At 38.5% G+C, this 17,246-nt stretch carries 23 protein-coding genes; 8 read left to right on the forward strand and 15 right to left on the reverse strand.

The genetic code is table 11. From position 1 onward, the window contains the following. Positions 1–33: 33 nt before the first annotated feature. The 3 genes from NSS81_RS07220 to NSS81_RS07230 all read right to left on the reverse strand — a co-directional run bounded on the left by NSS81_RS07220 (position 34) and on the right by NSS81_RS07230 (position 2,190). Positions 34–357 carry a YuiB family protein gene (locus NSS81_RS07220; RefSeq protein WP_342432833.1) on the reverse strand — a complete coding sequence of 108 codons (324 nt, stop codon included), beginning with the start codon at positions 355–357 and terminating at the stop codon, positions 34–36. 240 nt (positions 358–597) lie between these two features. Beyond that, the gene (locus tag NSS81_RS07225) at positions 598–723 is read right to left on the reverse strand and encodes a YuiA family protein (RefSeq protein WP_342432834.1); all 126 of its coding nucleotides are present in this window, start codon (positions 721–723) and stop codon (positions 598–600) included. Positions 724–963: 240 nt separating this feature from the next. Next, positions 964–2,190, reverse strand: a complete 1,227-nt coding sequence (locus NSS81_RS07230) for an NAD(P)/FAD-dependent oxidoreductase (protein ID WP_342433960.1) — start codon at positions 2,188–2,190, stop codon at positions 964–966. 413 nt (positions 2,191–2,603) lie between these two features. On the opposite strand from NSS81_RS07230, the gene NSS81_RS07235 reads away from it, so the two are divergent. After that, positions 2,604–3,602 carry an NAD(P)/FAD-dependent oxidoreductase gene (locus NSS81_RS07235; RefSeq protein WP_342432835.1) on the forward strand — a complete coding sequence of 333 codons (999 nt, stop codon included), beginning with the start codon at positions 2,604–2,606 and terminating at the stop codon, positions 3,600–3,602. Between the two features lie 46 nt (positions 3,603–3,648). Here NSS81_RS07235 and NSS81_RS07240 read toward each other — a convergent pair whose 3' ends face one another. From NSS81_RS07240 to NSS81_RS07250, 3 genes are all read right to left on the reverse strand, one after another. Then, on the reverse strand, positions 3,649–4,014 hold the full coding sequence (locus tag NSS81_RS07240; protein WP_342432836.1) for an iron-sulfur cluster assembly accessory protein: 366 nt from the start codon (positions 4,012–4,014) through the stop codon (positions 3,649–3,651). 143 nt (positions 4,015–4,157) lie between these two features. Further along, complete coding sequence (locus NSS81_RS07245; protein ID WP_342432837.1) at positions 4,158–4,397, reverse strand: YuzB family protein; 240 nt, start codon at positions 4,395–4,397, stop codon at positions 4,158–4,160. A 338-nt stretch (positions 4,398–4,735) separates the two neighbouring features. Next, positions 4,736–5,065 carry a YuzD family protein gene (locus NSS81_RS07250; protein ID WP_342432838.1) on the reverse strand — a complete coding sequence of 110 codons (330 nt, stop codon included), beginning with the start codon at positions 5,063–5,065 and terminating at the stop codon, positions 4,736–4,738. A 153-nt stretch (positions 5,066–5,218) separates the two neighbouring features. On the opposite strand from NSS81_RS07250, the gene NSS81_RS07255 reads away from it, so the two are divergent. Next, on the forward strand, positions 5,219–5,455 hold the full coding sequence (locus NSS81_RS07255) for a NifU family protein (RefSeq protein ID WP_342432839.1): 237 nt from the start codon (positions 5,219–5,221) through the stop codon (positions 5,453–5,455). 56 nt (positions 5,456–5,511) lie between these two features. On the opposite strand, the gene yutH is transcribed toward NSS81_RS07255, so the two are convergent. Then, positions 5,512–6,519 (reverse strand): spore coat putative kinase YutH, encoded by a 1,008-nt coding sequence (gene yutH / locus NSS81_RS07260; protein ID WP_342432840.1) that lies wholly within the window; start codon positions 6,517–6,519, stop codon positions 5,512–5,514. 215 nt (positions 6,520–6,734) lie between these two features. Between yutH and NSS81_RS07265 the strand changes: the two genes are divergently transcribed. After that, positions 6,735–7,235 (forward strand): phosphatidylglycerophosphatase A, encoded by a 501-nt coding sequence (locus NSS81_RS07265; RefSeq protein ID WP_342432841.1) that lies wholly within the window; start codon positions 6,735–6,737, stop codon positions 7,233–7,235. 100 nt (positions 7,236–7,335) lie between these two features. Here NSS81_RS07265 and NSS81_RS07270 read toward each other — a convergent pair whose 3' ends face one another. The 3 genes from NSS81_RS07270 to NSS81_RS07280 form a co-directional block, all read right to left on the reverse strand. Next, complete coding sequence (locus tag NSS81_RS07270; RefSeq protein ID WP_342432842.1) at positions 7,336–8,100, reverse strand: TIGR01457 family HAD-type hydrolase; 765 nt, start codon at positions 8,098–8,100, stop codon at positions 7,336–7,338. Between the two features lie 71 nt (positions 8,101–8,171). After that, a complete protein-coding gene (locus tag NSS81_RS07275; RefSeq protein ID WP_342432843.1) occupies positions 8,172–8,609 on the reverse strand; it encodes a DUF86 domain-containing protein in 438 nt (145 codons plus the stop codon). Between the two features lie 28 nt (positions 8,610–8,637). Beyond that, positions 8,638–9,924: an EAL domain-containing protein gene (locus NSS81_RS07280; protein ID WP_342432844.1), complete on the reverse strand. Its 1,287-nt coding sequence runs from the start codon at positions 9,922–9,924 to the stop codon at positions 8,638–8,640. Between the two features lie 209 nt (positions 9,925–10,133). Between NSS81_RS07280 and NSS81_RS07285 the strand changes: the two genes are divergently transcribed. Beyond that, positions 10,134–10,400 carry a DUF3055 domain-containing protein gene (locus NSS81_RS07285; protein WP_342432845.1) on the forward strand — a complete coding sequence of 89 codons (267 nt, stop codon included), beginning with the start codon at positions 10,134–10,136 and terminating at the stop codon, positions 10,398–10,400. Positions 10,401–10,461: 61 nt separating this feature from the next. Then, positions 10,462–10,743 carry a cytosolic protein gene (locus NSS81_RS07290; RefSeq protein WP_342432846.1) on the forward strand — a complete coding sequence of 94 codons (282 nt, stop codon included), beginning with the start codon at positions 10,462–10,464 and terminating at the stop codon, positions 10,741–10,743. Between the two features lie 242 nt (positions 10,744–10,985). Here NSS81_RS07290 and NSS81_RS07295 read toward each other — a convergent pair whose 3' ends face one another. Next, positions 10,986–11,261, reverse strand: coding sequence for a YutD family protein (locus tag NSS81_RS07295; RefSeq protein WP_342432847.1), 276 nt, complete (start codon positions 11,259–11,261; stop codon positions 10,986–10,988). 115 nt (positions 11,262–11,376) lie between these two features. Here NSS81_RS07295 and NSS81_RS07300 point away from each other — a divergent pair, with 115 nt between their 5' ends. Together NSS81_RS07300 and NSS81_RS07305 are read left to right on the forward strand one after the other, a co-directional pair. Then, positions 11,377–12,006 (forward strand): YhcN/YlaJ family sporulation lipoprotein, encoded by a 630-nt coding sequence (locus NSS81_RS07300; protein WP_342432848.1) that lies wholly within the window; start codon positions 11,377–11,379, stop codon positions 12,004–12,006. A gap of 278 nt (positions 12,007–12,284) precedes the next feature. Then, positions 12,285–12,437, forward strand: coding sequence for a hypothetical protein (locus NSS81_RS07305; RefSeq protein WP_342432849.1), 153 nt, complete (start codon positions 12,285–12,287; stop codon positions 12,435–12,437). Between the two features lie 106 nt (positions 12,438–12,543). Here NSS81_RS07305 and lipA read toward each other — a convergent pair whose 3' ends face one another. Continuing rightward, positions 12,544–13,461, reverse strand: coding sequence for a lipoyl synthase (lipA, locus tag NSS81_RS07310; RefSeq protein ID WP_342432850.1), 918 nt, complete (start codon positions 13,459–13,461; stop codon positions 12,544–12,546). Positions 13,462–13,629: 168 nt separating this feature from the next. Between lipA and NSS81_RS07315 the strand changes: the two genes are divergently transcribed. Then, positions 13,630–14,616: a M23 family metallopeptidase gene (locus tag NSS81_RS07315; protein WP_342432851.1), complete on the forward strand. Its 987-nt coding sequence runs from the start codon at positions 13,630–13,632 to the stop codon at positions 14,614–14,616. Between the two features lie 57 nt (positions 14,617–14,673). On the opposite strand, the gene yunB is transcribed toward NSS81_RS07315, so the two are convergent. The 3 genes from yunB to NSS81_RS07330 all read right to left on the reverse strand — a co-directional run bounded on the left by yunB (position 14,674) and on the right by NSS81_RS07330 (position 17,241). Further along, positions 14,674–15,444, reverse strand: a complete 771-nt coding sequence (yunB, locus tag NSS81_RS07320) for a sporulation protein YunB (protein WP_342432852.1) — start codon at positions 15,442–15,444, stop codon at positions 14,674–14,676. A gap of 85 nt (positions 15,445–15,529) precedes the next feature. Then, the gene (locus NSS81_RS07325) at positions 15,530–15,832 is read right to left on the reverse strand and encodes a DUF1805 domain-containing protein (RefSeq protein WP_342432853.1); all 303 of its coding nucleotides are present in this window, start codon (positions 15,830–15,832) and stop codon (positions 15,530–15,532) included. 56 nt (positions 15,833–15,888) lie between these two features. Further along, the gene (locus NSS81_RS07330; protein WP_342432854.1) at positions 15,889–17,241 is read right to left on the reverse strand and encodes a bifunctional UDP-sugar hydrolase/5'-nucleotidase; all 1,353 of its coding nucleotides are present in this window, start codon (positions 17,239–17,241) and stop codon (positions 15,889–15,891) included. Between the last annotated feature and the right edge of the window lie 5 nt (positions 17,242–17,246).

Below are 17,246 nucleotides of genomic sequence, written 5' to 3' on the forward strand. Positions count from 1 at the left end.
CGCAAAAAAAGACCTTTCACATCGGAAAAGTCTTTAAAACATTTGATATCCGTTTTTACGGAGAAGCTTAATAGTCAGTCCCGCACAAATCGCTCCTGCTAAACCACTGACCAATATAAGTATATCTGCAGTTGCCAGCGAGCTTAGCTTTTGACCTAACTCTTGAAAAGCAACCTTACTATTTGTAAAATATTCAATAAACTTTACTTTATCCACTATAAAAATAGCTATAACAGGATAGGCAATCGCCATAACCCAAGACATCCGGAGAAGCATGTTTAGGATAAATCCAATTCCAAAAAATAAGACGAAAAATAGTAAAATTGAAATAATTAAAACAACAATGCTCATTTGCATTGGTATTCCCCCTTTATACATCAATAATAGTGTACTTAATGTCCTAAAGAGAGTCAATAATTTTAATATCGATCGCTATATAAAACTTGTCTGTTGATTGGAGCTCCAGGTGCTTAGCTTTCTGCAGGAGTCTCGCACCTTCCGCTCCTACCAACAGGTTCTGTAAACTCAGCATTGCCCTTTAAAACAGTAAAAAAGCCTCCCAATTATTCATGGAAGCTTTTCCTCTATACTGTATTACTACTCTTTTTTCTTTCCTGAGCCTCCGCAGCAGGTGCAGGTTTCAGACCCTCCTAGTAGCAATTGAAAATAACCATTTCCAGAACAATAATCACATTTTTTTGAGTCCAAGGCTGTCGTTTTCATCCAACCATCTCCTTGATAATGAATTATTTTAATTTTCTGATAATATAACAGAAAATTATAATATTGGAAAGAACGAAAATCGAGCAAAAAACATTAATGAAAGCGGATACAAGATATATTTCCTTTCATTTTCTAATTATCCCTAACTCTTTCGATTTTTTTTAAAAAAGCACTTTATAAACACGCTCAAAAAAAAAAAAGAGCAGATTGCTTCTGCTCTTTAGCTGATCATTTCGTATCTTAAAATACCTTGAATTTACCTTTTTTCAATACAAGACCAACTCCGCCAATCATAAATAGTGAACGATTATCAACCACTTTTTTCATAATTGATGCCGCCGTACCAGTTACTTTTTTACCGAATACAACACCAATAGCATCATCTTCTCCTAATGAACAAACTGTGCCTTTATTATCAAATGTAAATGATTCCAGCTCAGTCTTATTGCGGATTAATGCTCCAAGGTTGCGTGCTACTATCTCTCCTTGCTGCATGGCAATTTGTGCCGTAGGCGGGTAGGGGCGATTAATCTCTTCATTAATTACAAGTGAGCTATCTCCGATAATAAAAACATTGTCATGTCCAGGTACACGTAGGTCTGGCTGTACTTTCACACGGCCTCTCATCGCTTCAAAACCAGATTTTTCAATGATTGAATTCCCGCGAATACCCGCTGCCCATACCACTGTACCAGCTTTAATCATACGCGGTTCTTCCTCACCTTTTGCTACAAGAATACCCTCGGGCGTGCATTCTTTAATCGCTGTTCCAATTTGGAATTCGATACCTTTTCTTTCTAATTGTGAAACTGCGTAGTTAACAAGCTCAGGATCGAAACCTGGTAGTACCGTTGGCGCGGCTTCCACACAGATAATTTTCACTTTATTGAAATCAACATCGTACTCATGACATAGTTCTGGGATCCGATTTGATAGTTCGCCAAGAAACTCAATTCCAGTAAAACCCGCACCACCGACTACGATTGTTAAACGGTCACCATTTTTTTCATCTTCCATATTGTACGTAGCAAATTGATATTCAATATGCTCGCGTAATTGACGAGAAGAGTTCACATTACTGATGCCAAATGCGTATTCTTTTAGTCCTTTAATACCGAACGTTTCTGGCTCGCCGCCAAGTGCAATCACAAGGTAGTCATATTCTATTTCGCTATTTTCTAAAATTACCTTTTTATCCTCTTTGTTGATTTCAACCACTGTATCTTGAACAAAATCAACTTTACTTCTATCAATAACATCACGAATATCATAACGAACACGGTCATGATGCAGCGTTCCCGCTGATGCCTCATGTAACCATGTTGTTTCATAATGGTAATCATTTTTATTAATTAAAACGACATCCGCTTCATTTACACCTATTATTTTTTGCAATCTAACAGTTGTCATTAGACCGCCATATCCCGCACCAACTATAACAATTTTAGGCTTTCTCAAAGTGATCACTTCCACCCTTATTTAGTATTTGAATTGTCCTTAGGCATATCTTCCTCAAATTATGAGATTTTTATTTAAAGAGCACTCTTTGTGATGTAATTCACGTACCATTATAAAACTAATGTGCCAATTGGCAACACTATCATAAAACAGAAGCACCTATGCATTGTCTACCCCTTAACCAAAAAAAGTTTGCTAATCTGTCACATAATAGTAACAATATATTCACAATATATCTTATGCTTTTATTTTCACAATATCAAGCGATTTGGCTGATTTATTTTATTAAAAAATACATACAGTTTCCTGTGTAGATTATTTATATCTGTCCTATAATACTTCCCAAAAAATGTGAGCATTTTTTTAATTTGTGATATGATAAGGAATGGAGTTTACTACTACATAGTTGGGGGTAATATGGAGTGCTAGAAAATCAAAAGGTATATGACATTACAATCATCGGCGGCGGTCCTACCGGCCTTTTTACTGCCTTTTATGGCGGAATGAGACAAGCATCAGTAAAAATTATTGAAAGCTTACCTCAATTAGGCGGTCAATTATCGGCGCTTTACCCGGAAAAATACATTTATGATGTTGCTGGTTTTCCTAAAGTTCGTGCGCAAGAACTTGTTAATAACCTTAAAGAACAAATGGCTAAATTTGAACCTACGGTTGCCCTAGAACAATCGGTTGAAAAATTAGAAAAGCAAGAAGACGGAATTTTTAAATTAACTACCAACTCTGAAGTTCATTATTCAAAGACGATCATCATTACAGCTGGTAATGGTGCATTTCAGCCGCGCCGTTTAGAATTGGAAAGCGCTGCTCAATATGAACGAAAAAACCTGCATTACTTTATTGATGATTTAAATAAGTTTGCTGGTCAAAAGGTAGTTGTTTTTGGCGGCGGCGATTCAGCGGTTGATTGGGCACTAATGCTTGAGCCGATTGCTGAGAAAGTTACGATTGTCCACCGCAGAGACAAATTCCGCGCCCATGAACATAGTGTTGAAAACCTGCATAATTCAAAGGTTGAAGTTAAAACCCCTTTTGTACCTGCAGAACTAATCGGAGATGAAACGGGCATTAAGCAAGTTGTTCTCGGGACCGTAAGTGGTGACGGCACTGAAACATTTGATGTCGATGCAGTTATCTGTAATTACGGATTTGTTTCATCGTTAGGACCGATTAAAGAGTGGGGCTTGGATATTGAGAAAAATTCTATTATTGTTAACTCAAAAATGGAAACGAATACACCAGGCATTTATGCTGCTGGAGATATTTGCACCTACGAAGGAAAAGTGAAGTTAATAGCATGTGGATTTGGCGAAGCACCGACTGCAGTCAATAATGCAAAAGCCTATATTGATCCTAAGGCTAAAATTCAACCACTACACAGCTCATCAATGTTTAATCAATAAATACAAAAGGCGCCGTTTTGTCGGCGCCTTTTCAAATTGGTTATTATTAACACTCTTCTGGTGTTCCAGTAGCCGTTGCTGTCCGGAACGATGATCCGCAACCGCATGACGCAATCGCATTTGGGTTTTCAATCGTAAAACCGCCACCCATCATCGATTGCTTGTAATCAATCTTTGTGCCCTTTAATATAGCAGCATCCTCTTTATTAACCAAAATTTGCACACCATACTGTTCTAACTGAAGGTCTTGTTCTGTTACTTCATGATCAAAACCCATTCCATATGTTAATCCGCTGCAGCCGCCGCCCTGAACACTAACCCTTAGAAATGCGCCTTCTTCTTCATTATGCTTTATCATTTCTTTTACATGAAGAGCCGCAGCTTCTGTTACAATAACTACATCTTGAGTCATTTGTTTCTCCTCCTTTTTGAGGTCTTTCTATTAGTATATACACTATAGAATAAGGACTCAACTAATTAGATTGAAAAAAGGGCGTCTATTATACGTCCAATTTTAGTACCCGGTAACTAGTGTCCGTGTAGTGAAACTGTTATTTAAAACATCGGATTATCTTCTAAGTATTGGTAAATGTTATCAACCAGTTCATCAGCTGTACTTCCTGTGACAACTTCCCCGTTCACTAACGCATAAAGTGTGGAAGCACATTTTCCGCAATACCCTAGACAACCGTATTCAATGACATCCAAATCGTAATCTTTTTCTAATCTTTCAAGTGCCTTTTGGGAACCGTTCGCAAGATTACTTATACAAAATTCAATAATAGGTTTTATCATGGCTTTCACCTCTCCACTAACATATTATCCTACAATGTTTTATTAGCATCGTCAAATAACATGTCTTAACACATATTGTCAATAATATAATTATATCTTTGTTATTTTTCCACATTCCAGCTACACTCTTTATGGATGGCAGACCATACAATTACGTGATGGGTTTCAGATTATTGTAATCTAGGATCCTTTGGGTGTATAAGTAACATAATGGTTAAAAAAACAATTCTAGCTACCTAACAAGTTTTGTCCCTAAGTGTACACAAAAAAAAGCACACTCTTTTTCATAACTGAAATAGAATGTGTATTGCTTAGTATTTTAATGTTCATAGCCTGAATTACATCTCAGCTTTATATCCGTATTTTTCTAATTCAGCAAAAATCGTTTTGAGCCTAGGATTTCCCTCGCCAACGATTTTTTCATTGATAACAACCACTGGATAAAACATGTCTTCGTCAATGACCCTTTTAGCAAAATCCGCTTTTTCTATTTCTTCTGGCGGCTGTTGTATATCAACATATGACATCGTAAATGGCTGATTGGGGAACCTTCTAGAAATTGCTGCCTCTAACCACTCGAACGTTTCCTTTGAGGATGGCAAATGAACACAGCTAGGGCATAATTCGTCAGAACCATATAGGATGATTTCAATTTTAAATTTTGTCACAAAATCAATCCCTCGCGTTTTTCTTTTATTTTACAACATTTAAACTATAAAAACATAAAAATATGTATTAAGTTGGGTGATTTCCAAATTTCTAAGAATGGATTTTTACCGTCGTTGACATTATAATAAAAGGTAGGAAGGGAGTAGATAAATATGCAAGAACAAGAAATGTTAGAGCAAGTTCAAGAAGTATTAGATAAATTACGTCCATTTCTTCTTCGCGATGGCGGAGATTGTGAATTAGTTGATGTTGAAGATGGTATTGTCAAACTCCGTTTGCTAGGTGCATGTGGAACCTGCCCAAGTTCAACTATCACACTTAAAGCTGGTATTGAGAGAGCTCTTTTAGAAGAAGTTCCTGGCGTTGTTGAAGTAGAACAAGTTTTCTAATTCAAAAGTGTGAAAAGCGATTGCCAAATTCAAATTGGCAATCGCTTTTTCTTATATTATGTTAGTAACCAGTCCACCTGCGGGATTTTCAAGTTTTTCATTTGCGCCCCTGCGGATTGATAGAAGCGTCCTAAAAATCGTTCGTATTCCATTGATTGCCTTAATATTTTAGTTAACTTTTCCTCTAACACTCTTTTCTCTTGCTCAGACTGAGTTATATAGTAATTTTCAATGCACTCAAAATAATGAAGCGGAAAGAGTAACCGTGAAAACAGCAGTCTCCATGAAAAAGACGTCAACGGAGCAACTGCTTGATAATCGGTGAAGAATTGGTTTAATTCAAGCTCATACGTTTGGGTATTGCGGAAATATCGTTCACGGGTCCATTCCGCGAGATCACGGCTTCGATGATCAAAAACCCAATCAAAAGGATTTTTAATATAATAACTTGTACCCCATGTAGTTTCAGAAAATCGCTCATGACAAACGGTCCCACTGTCAGAAACGTTTGGTTCATCGTCAATTTCGGTATCCACTAAATATTGGATAGCATTCTCTGTCATTCCAATATAATATGGAAAGGAATCAATAAACATCTTTTCAAACTCGTCCTCTGGTGTTTGGAAAAGGAGGTCATTCCATACCTTTTCTATTTGCTCAAGACGCTTCTCCCAAAGTTGTTTCCATTGTCCAATCCTGCTGTTCCGTTCAATTTTAAACGGTACCGTTTTTCCGCGTTCATGAAATTTCGCCAGCTTTCTGCCTAATCTAAGTTTTTGCTGCTTCTCGGATTGACGATTGGCTAATACACAATAGTTTGTTTCTTCCCACGCAGTAATTAGGCTGCCATCCTTAGCAGGCAGGAAGGCTGGTACGTGGGAATCCCCAGAATTTCTTAAGTGTTCAGCAATCTTTTCTAATTCTTCTATATCCTCTTTTTCCCGCCTGCCCGGCTTGGCAATTAAATACAAAAAACCATTACCTCTAAGCGCATCATAGGAATTTAGTTTAAAATATTCATCGACGGTTATCCCATACTGTTGCTCAAGTAATTTTTGCAGCATTTCCTCACCTCGACCTCTTCTTTAACTACTGCCTAAATCATATATATGTAATAGGTATAGAAAACTTGTTGTCTTCCCGTATTTTAAAGAGAATTAAAGTAACAATATGAGTGAAAAATAGGAAATGGACCTATGTTACTTTTCAAAAGATTGTGCATATGTTATGAATTAAGTGTATATATAATGAAAATTCCAAAGAAAAGGTGATTAATGGGATGGCAGACGACAAAAAAATGGACTTAACAGAAGAAACTGCACGGAGATGGATTAAAGAAAGAGGCGTCGAAATTCAGGACATTGCCGATTTAGTTTTTTTTCTCCAAGAAAAATATCATGAAAATTTAAAGATGGAAGACTGTATAGCAAATGTCGAGCGAGTTCTTTCTAAACGCGAAGTACAAAATGCTGTCATTACTGGGATCCAGCTTGATATGCTAGCAGAAAAGGGCATGTTAGAAGAGCCCATTCAGTCAATTATAAAAACAGATGAGAGCCTTTATGGTGTCGATGAAATTCTCGCCTTGTCGATTGTTAATGTGTATGGTTCCATCGGCTTTACTAACTACGGTTATATCGATAAACAAAAACCAGGAATATTAGCACGATTAAATGATAAATCCACTGGGGAATGCCACACATTCCTAGATGATATTATTGGCGCCGTTGCTGCAGCAGCATCCAGCAGACTCGCTCACCGCGCCGCACATGTGGAATAACTAGAAAAGCCGAAGCACTTATTTATCCGAAGTTCATTAGTAGCTTGGCGCTGAAACTATAATATTGAAGAAAACAGGATGGATTCCTCCATCCTGTTTTTTAAGGCTCCCATTGATCCAATGAATCAATGGCATAGGTAGGCTTTCGATCATAAGTAGTCAATAAATCCTTTGTTGTTACACCAGTATGAACTAATAATGTATCCAGCCCAGCGTTCATTCCTGCTAAGATATCTGTATCATAATAATCTCCCACCATAAGTGTTTCATCTTTGGCCGTTCCCAAAACCTTCAAGGCTTGTTCCATAATGATAGATTCAGGCTTTCCGATAAATATAGGCTGTGTTTGTGTTGAAACAGAAATAACGGAGGTTAGCGAACCATTCCCTGGCATCAAGCCTCGCTCAGTTGGAATCGCAATATCTCCGTTCGTGGAAATGAATGTTGCCCCATTACGGACAGCCAAGCAAGCCACGGCTAATTTTTCATAACTAATTGATCGATCAATCCCTACTACGACAAAGTCAGCATTTTCACCGGCAAGCTGAAGGTTCTTTTCTTTAAGTGCGGTACGGATGCCTTCCTCACCTATCACATAGATTGTTGCGTCTTTATTTTTTTCAAAAATGAAATTAGCTGTGGCCTGGCTTGTTGTGAAGACCTGCTTTTCAGTTGCTGGAATATCAAATTCGCATAGTTTTCTAGCTACTTGTTCAGGTGTCCTTGCTGAATTATTTGTTACAAATAAGTAAGGAATTCCTTTATCCTGCAATTTTTTAACAAAATCTGAAGCCGCATCAATCCGCTCCGTTCCTTTATACATCGTGCCATCCAAGTCAATTAAATACCCTTTATACTTTTTCATATGTATCACTCCTATACCTAGGATAACCGATTTTTTAATAAAAATAAGACCGCAATGATGCGGTCCGAAAGTCATTTTTTAAATGCAGATACTGGTCCTAGTTCATTGGTTAAATAATCCCTAATATTGTTAGGGAATAACGATAATGCCTGTATACCACCTGAGAATTGCTTGTATAGTTCACGATGATCGATATCTGTATACAACTGGACAAGTGCTTTCCGGCATTGAATGAGGTCTTTTAAGCTATGACCATTTACCTCTGAGATGACCTTTTCATCGACTAATATATCTATAATATCCTCGTAGCTGCCGGGATCACGCATAATAAAGCCATCAATCATGCTGTTGCCAACATCTAGAATAGACTCAATAGTCATATGCACCAAGCGCTCCTGGGCAGCCTTTTCTATGTCTGTCACCCAAACCTCTTTACTTGTAAGCAGGTTAATTTGCTTTTCTAAAAATATTAATGTGGCTTCAATTTTTTCACGGTCAACAAAATACATTTTAAGTCCACTTCCTTGTTTAATATAACTATGTTGCCATACATGCGAGGAGATCTGCTGGGGGCGCGTAAAAATAGCCCTGAGCTAAATCCACCTTATTTCTCGTTAATACAGATGCTTCCCCTTCGTTTTCGATTCCTTCTGCAACTACTAAGGAACCTGCTTCCCTTGCAACAAGAAGGAGTCCTTTTAACATAGATTCCTTGAGAGAATTTTTATCAATATTTTCAATTACGGAGCGGTCAATTTTTATAATATCAGGCATAATTTCGCTGATACTATTCAAATTAGCATATCCGGCCCCTGTATCATCTACTGCAAATTTAAAGCCCATTAAACGCAAAATCTTTATATTATAAATGAAATCCTTTAAGCCATCAATTGAATCACGTTCTGTCACTTCAAATGTAATCTGCTTTGGGAGTATCCCTTTATATTGCTTAAGCAACTTTTTTATATCACGGGTAAAACTAATATTGGCTAACGTGATTGGTGTGCAATTAATGAAGATGTCCTGACGGCAGCGGGTTTCTTTTATTTGTTGAAATGCCTTTTCCAGGACAATCATTTCAAGCTTATATAAAAGCCCCGTTTGTCTGGCTACCGAAAAAAGCGGAAGCGGTAATTCTAAAGCTGTTCCCTTTGGTCCGCGGGTTAGCATTTCCAGTGCGTAGATTTTGTTTGTAGCCACATCAATAATAGGCTGTGCCAACATAGTAATATTTTTTTCAGACACAATCTTTCCAATCGTGTATACCATCTCATTAAATTCAGAATGAACTCTTTTCTCCGCCATTGCAATGGCCTGCCTGTGCGCCCTAAAGACGGAATCCTGAATCGAACAATCACCTCTCTCCACAAACATATAGCCTGCTTCAAAAATTGGCTGTACGTTGGGAAATAGCTTGGTCAATCTTACTTCGACTTCACTCGTTATTTTTTTCATAAGGATGTCAATATTTGATATCGAATGTCTGTCATGATTAACTTTTATTATAAGAGTAACCCCGTCACCATAGTAATCATGTAGGGTAATGACATCTTTGTTGTTGCCTTCTTCTTCAATATATTTTTGAAAGGACTTTTTTAGGGTTTTCATCAATTTATAATGGTGATGTTGCCCCAATTGGTCAATTAAGTCCTTTTGGTTTATGATATTAAACACTATAACAGCTACTTCATGGCCAGCATTAAAAGCAGCAGTTACCCCCTCTAGAACAGGATTGCGCAATACGAAATTCGGAGGGAAATAACGAATAGACGATAGAGGCAAAAAGATTTTACCCCATTGCATTACACTTTTCGCTTTTTTCATGTAACGACCATTCATTGATTTCATCCCTCTCAAACACCAACATATGTCAAATTACTTTTATTGTATCATAATTAGACAAGATTCGTGTTTTTCCTTCAGTAAAATATTAACAAAATATTCTTTAGAACCAAATACTCCCACCAGAATATATATTTTGGTAATATAGAGAGGATTCCAAATAACGACTATGAGTAAAGGGGACCATTATTTTGAAAGAACGCTATTTTTTATACGATGATACAGAAAATACAAAGACCCGATTTGTCAGCTTTGTTGGTGATAATCAACGGTTTGATTTAGCGATTGTCCAGACAGACCGCCATTTTGGAAAACATCTTGTTTTAGATATGCAGGGAAGCCGCTTTGCCATCATCGGAGAAGATGACCTGCGTGAAGAAGGTTACCTAGAATATGCCTTTCAACTTAACGAAGAAGACGCAGAGGAATTACGTTCCTATTTGACAGAGTTATTATAAGAAAAAAATCCCTCCTATCTTTCACACCATTTTAGTTACACTATAAAAAAGGAGTGAAATCATGGCGGATAATAACTCAAAAAGCTTTTTTGACTTGTCCAATGTGGAAAAACAGCAAAACTTCTTAACAGCTGAAGAATATCCTGAAGGCCCTTACGGTTCTCCAATTGGCGAAAACGAACCCGTTCAAAATAAAAGCACGGACTGGCAAGAAGGACAGCGAAAATACAGCGCCTATAATTATGAATATAAATCCTTGCATCAAGATCTCCCCCGGCAAATGGACGGGGCCCATCCAACCCATGACGATTCAAAATCGGATGAACAATCGCCATATAACTAGAAAAGCTGATGCGCCCGTTTAGCGACGTATGGACTCCTCGAAAAAGCTAACGCTTTTTCTTCGTGCGATGATTATGCTGCCGAAGCCTTCCTTGTGGAGCGCTCCGCATGAGATAAAGGAAACACGGAGCTATAGTCGATTCGATGTTGACTTATCGTAAGGAGGAGAGCGAAGTCCACTAGTCGCTGGGCGCTGAAGCTAGACAAATAAAAAGAAAGAAGGATCAGAATATCTGACCCTTCTTACTTTTTCACCTTTTTCAAAACAAAATAGGCACAGCCAAAATTACAGTATTCATACAAATATTCACTGATTGTACTGATTTTGGTATCAAACGTGGCTTTTTGATTTTGATCCTCAAAGAAGCCTTTTAATCGAAGCTGACCGTAGCCCCAATCACCGACTATATAATCATACCTGGATAATATATCACTATAACGTGCCTTTAAGGCTTCCTCATTAAAACCATCTCTGTGCTCTTGAACTATTTCATAATTCGTCCCGTTAATAATAATCATGAAAATCACCCCACATATTCCAGCCATTCTTAATACCCATTATAACCGATTCACCATCAATTACTAAGAAAAAAAATCGGATAATTGGCTATTCTAAGGAATGGAGGTGTTTTTATTGAAAAAAAGATTCATTATTTTAGGCTTAGGTTTGATTATCGCAACAACAGGCTGCACTCAGGACATGGCAAACCGTGATGTTTATGAAGAAAGCGGCAATACAATAAATGTAAATAATAAAAGAAATGAGCTCTATCGTGAGGGCGGAAGCAAGAATGTCCAAAATATGAGTAATGATTATGGCTTTGTCCGTCATCAGAAGAGTCCGGTAGAGGGTGATCAAGGTGGCTCTGAGCATTACGCTACAATTGACCGTGAGCAGGTCGCGAATATTATTAGCACGCTTAGTACTGATATTCCAAATGTGAATGATGTCGCTACCCTTGTTACCGACCAAGAGGTTTTAATCGCCTATAATTCAGATACAAAGGACCGTAACAGTACTGCTGACCAAGTTAAAAGGACCGCGATGTCTGTTGTTCCTGGATATTACCATGTATATGTTTCAGACGACAAAGGCCATATGAGAGATGTCGAAAATTTATCAAATCTTAATACAACAAGCAGAAATGCAAGAAATTCTGTAAAACATTTAATCCAATTGATGAAAAAATCCCCCCAAGGAAAACCAATAGACGAAAATGAAGACGAGAATGGTGCTTCAAAAGAAGATAATAAAAACAAATAAAAATGTGGAAAAAGTTCATGAGGTAAATATCGACCTAATGTGACTGTAAAAGGAAAATTGATGCTCGTTGGGGCAAATGGTGAGATCTATTTGACCAAAAAAAGAAAAAAGTACTTTACGGGCAAATGGTGAGACCCCATTTTACCCAAAAAAGAAAAAAAGGACTTTACTGGCAAATGGCAACGCACCATTTTACCCAAAAAGGAAAAAAGATACTTTACGGGCAAATGGCAACGCACCATTTTACCCAAAAAGGAAAAAAGATACTTTTCGGGCAAATGGCAACGCACCATTTTACCCAAAAAGAAAAAAAGGACTTTTCGGGCAAATGGCAACGCACCATTTTACCCAAAAAGGAAAAAAAATACTTTTCGGGCAAATGGCAACGCACCATTTTACCCAAAAAGGAGAAAAGAGGAGTTCAGCCATAACGGTCTGACTCCTCTTTTATCTAGCCGAAGTAGCTAGATTCTTAGTAAGCTTCTGAATCGGAACAACAAACTGTGTCTGATCCATTGAAATTAAACTATTCTGTTCCTATGCTTCTTTCGCCTCTTTTTCTCCCAGCAATTGTTTGTGCTTCGCAGCGGCATTAACTTGCTCATCCGCATGATAGGAGGAGCGTACTAAAGGACCTGCTTCACAGTGGCTAAAACCCTTGCTAATTGCAATTTCACGCAATTCGGCAAACTCCTCTGGGCTGTAATACTTTTCAACCTTTAAATGGCTCCTGGACGGCTGTAAATACTGTCCGATTGTCATAATATCAACCTCATTTGCCCTTAGATCTTCCATAACCTCAATGATTTCCTCTTTTGTCTCGCCAAGGCCAATCATTAAGCTTGATTTTGTTGGAATGGTTGGCTGCATACGTTTTGCTCGAAGTAAAAATTCAAGGGAACGGTCATATTTCGCACGGGCTCTCACTCTTGGGGTCAGGCGTCTGACCGTCTCAATATTATGATTTAGGATATCAGGTTTTGCATCCATTAATATCGCCAAATTTTCTTCCCTGCCTCCCATATCAGATGGAAGAACTTCAATACTCGTAAATGGATTTTTCCTGCGGATGGCCCTGACTGTTTCTGCAAAAACAGCTGCTCCACCATCTTTTAAATCATCACGCGCTACCGCTGTAATAACTGCATGCTTTAAATTCATTAGTTGAACAGAATCTGCCACTCTTTCTGGTTCTTGTAGGTCTAGTTCCGATGGCTGTCCTGTTTTAACAGCACAAAAGCGACAGGCACGCGTACATATATCACCGAGAATCATAAATGTTGCCGTCCGTCTTTCAGCCCAGCACTCATGAATATTAGGACATCTTGCTTCCTCACAAACCGTATGTAAGTTTTTTTCGCGCATCATTTTTTTCAAGCCTGTATATTCCTTATTAGTATTTAACTTTATTTTTAACCATTCAGGTTTTCTTACAAAATCTTCTTTCTTACTCATTTTTCCCACCTCTTTATGAATGTTTCTTCTATTGCCACTTTATCATAAGGAAATTTGAACAACAAGGTGTTAGGATTTTGAAATTACCATTTATTAACCATAATGAAAAACGGAAGAAACCACAAACTAAGGAAGTACATTAATTGGAATTGGAAGGAGGATTTTCGCGTGCGGGTATTTCTGATAATTGGAACTTTCCTAATAATCCTGAGCGCTTTTCCATTCTGGGATGCTCATGCGAATGAGCCTGATGAATATCAGGAAAGAATGAAACTATACAACAAAGTAGAAACGGTTACGCAAATCCCTTGGTATTACCTGGCAGCGATTGATCAATACGAGAGAAATATCCGTCAAGTTCGCAGAGACTTACCAAAAGCGGAAAGTATTATCGGGATATATTTCACACCTGAAAAATGGGCTGGTCAATTAAACCCTAATCCTTCTGAAGAAAATCCGGCAATTATCCAGTACTTTAATGGAATGGGCGTTGACGGGGATGGAGATGGAAAAGCAAGCTTAAAAAGTGATGAGGATGTTCTTTTTGCTTTTGCTAATTATCTTTTATCCTATGGAACAGACCAAGATAACATAAAAATTGGTTTATGGAATTATTATCATCGGGACAAAACAGTAGGAATTATTTCAGGCAAAGCTCAAGTATACCGGCATTTCGGCCGGTTGAAATTAGATCAGCATGCATTTCCTGTCCCCATCCGCAGTAATCATAGTTACCGCAGCACATGGGGAGACGCACGAGGGTTTGGTGGCAGAAGAATGCATGAGGGGACAGATATTTTTGCGGGCTATGGGGTACCCGTACGAGCAACCAACTATGGAATCGTTGAAATGAAAGGCTGGAACCGTTTCGGTGGCTGGCGAGTAGGAATTCGTGACATTAATAATACGTATCACTATTTCGCCCACCTTAGCGGCTTTGCCAACGGCTTAAAGGTTGGTCAAATAGTTGAACCTGGGACAATTATTGGTGGTGTAGGCAGCTCGGGTTATGGACCTCCAGGCACATCTGGAAAATTCCCACCACATCTTCATTATGGTATGTACAAGGATAACGGCTATACAGAATGGTCGTTTGACCCCACTCCACATTTACGTTTGTGGAAAAGGCAGGAAATTCAAGCTAAAAAAAATTAGAGCTTAGTGTGACTTCCCCCCATTTAATCGTGATGGGGGGAAGTTTACTGTCGACTGTTATTGATTTTCTGGCAGCTCGGGAAGTTGAATGGACGGGATCGCGCCACCGCCCCCATTATAAAATTGCGGTACATCCCCCTGTATCAAGGAGTTCCCAACTGGAATACTTTGCTCAATTTTTGTTATTTCCGTTGCAAATGGGGTAATAATTTGAACCGACACTTCTATATGAATAAAAACATCCACCCATGTGTTATTAATTCCCATTGGCTTTGATTCAATTTTAACATCTGGACGAACATCACCAATCGCAGTGAACTTCACAGGAATTTTCGGTCCCAAATTTCCTAATAAGGCAATTTGCGTTGCTTGCCCTAATGGAACATACCAAACGATACCATCTGAAGCTGCCGTTTCATCAGTCTCAATTTCCACATCTGTTAGCTGTTCCAGTGTTGCAAGATCACCGCTTTTCGCGGTTCTTAAATTTTTTTGAATTTGTGTTGTAGTTTCTGCCAATACGCGATTAATTAAATCGGTATTAAGCTTTGCGTTGGAGGCTTTTCCATTAGTACTTGGTATAAACTCAATGACCTCATCTTCTTCGCCAATATTTGTTGTTCTTTTAGTAATCGCCTTATTAATAACAATCGCTGCAATATTTCTAGTTTCTGATTCGGCAATTTGCATTAATGTTGGTTCAATCCCCTTATTCACAATCCAAATTCCGAAAGCTGTTGATAAAAGAAAAAATACGAATGATAACAGCATGACATATCGAAAAGGTAACGGGCCACGTCTCGAGCGCCGCACACGAAATTTAGCCAAGTTAAATCACCCCCTACAAGAATGTATGCAAAAAAAGGATGAACTAGCCTAAAAATAAGAAAAAGCCTGCAGCATCTGCAAGCTTTTATATCATTTTTAGCAAGGCATCCTTGCCAATCATTCCTTTGGTTATTCCTAATTCCTCTGCCTCTAGAGTAACGGACTCTAACGGGGCGTTAAGAAGCTGTTCAACCGTTCTTACCCCTACGGCTCTTCCAGCAATGATTTTACGATCCTTTAATTTCGCGTTTAATAAATTTACATCTAAAGCACCGCACATGATATATCCTTTATCACTACTTACCGTTAACAGCGTTGTTTTCGGCAGCAAAACAGTAACAGCTAAAAACGTATGGCCGTTAATCTCGACTGGTGAAAGTTCGATCAAAATTCTCACTCCCTTCTCTTCTTAGATTATGAAGGGAAGGGAGGATTCGTGTATAGCTAGGCCCTATTTTTCAGCTTCCAGCTTAAAATATCTCGCAGAAATTCAGGCAGAAAATAATCCTTTTTCTTATTAGATAAGACATTTGTAAAAAAGTGACCAAACGTAAACATATCAGGGAGTGCAATTGTATAATTTTGCGCTAAATCTAGTTGGATCTCATTAATATAAATGCAACTATCCTTAAAAATAAGGCGGTCATATATACTTGCTCCCATTACTGTTCCTCTAAAACCCAGTCCGGTTACGAGTCGATTTGGCCAGGTTTCATCCTCCGTTTCAAGCAACAATTCCTTTAGTTCCCTGCCAGTAAGCATTATTTTACAAGGATTTATTGGATGCGGACAAATAGTAAGCAAATCAAACTTCGTCACTTTTCCTGATAAGGAGCCTAAAAGAAGACCAGCGTTAATAAAGGCACAATCTGCCTCGCACCACTCTCTTAGGGCACTGCACAGTATACGGGAAAGCTCCGTCTCCTGATAAGGATCGTGCTCTAGTGGCTGTTTCAGGGTTACAATTTCTTGTTTTAATAGTTTCTTCCCTTTTCGAAATAGTTCCTTTGATATTGTTTTTTCATCTGGGAGGACCGGAAGAGCCAAAACATCATATAACTGAGCTTCTTTACTTTGGAGTGTCTTGTTTACATCGACACTAAGGGTTACATGACCTACAAATTTCCCATGCTTTCCTGCCCCTGCCAGGAGCGTATGACCGACTAGCTTTCCATCTGGGAGATTATGGTGGGTGTGCCCGCCCAGAATGACATCGACCTCAGGGCATTCGGCAGCTATTTGCTCATCGTGATTCAGTCCAAGATGGGAGAGCACTATGATTACATCTGACTTTTCTTTTATTAGAGGAATCCACTTTTTCAATTCTGCTATAGGTTCAGTTAATTCCCAGCCAAGCAGTTCATAAAGAAGCTGGAAATGAGCCGTTACCCCAATAACACCGAGCCGTGTCCCCTGTTTCGTCTGATAAATTTTATAAGGTTTCAGCCATTCTGGATGCCTTTTTGTTTTTTTATAGAGATTAGCTGCGAGAACCTCGAAGTTTGCATCATCATATAAATGGTCTAATGCTTCGAAGGGGAAGTTAATTCCCTCATTATTTCCTATTGTTACGGCATCATAAAGACTTTGGTTTAACAGCTCAATATTCCCCTGGCCTGCCGTTCCCTCAGATAATGGGTGCCACCGATCGATAAAGTCACCGATATCAAATAGAAAGAACTCTTCCCCTTGCATTGCGTGACTTGTTCTCTGACCTGTTAAAAAATGATGAATTCGCGGCCAGCGCTTTAAATGACTATGAAGGTCATTTGTATGATAAATATGAATGCTTTCCATGCTTT

Origin of the sequence: Neobacillus sp. FSL H8-0543, assembly GCF_038592905.1 — a bacterium.
Classification (GTDB): Bacteria; Bacillota; Bacilli; order Bacillales; family Cytobacillaceae; genus Neobacillus.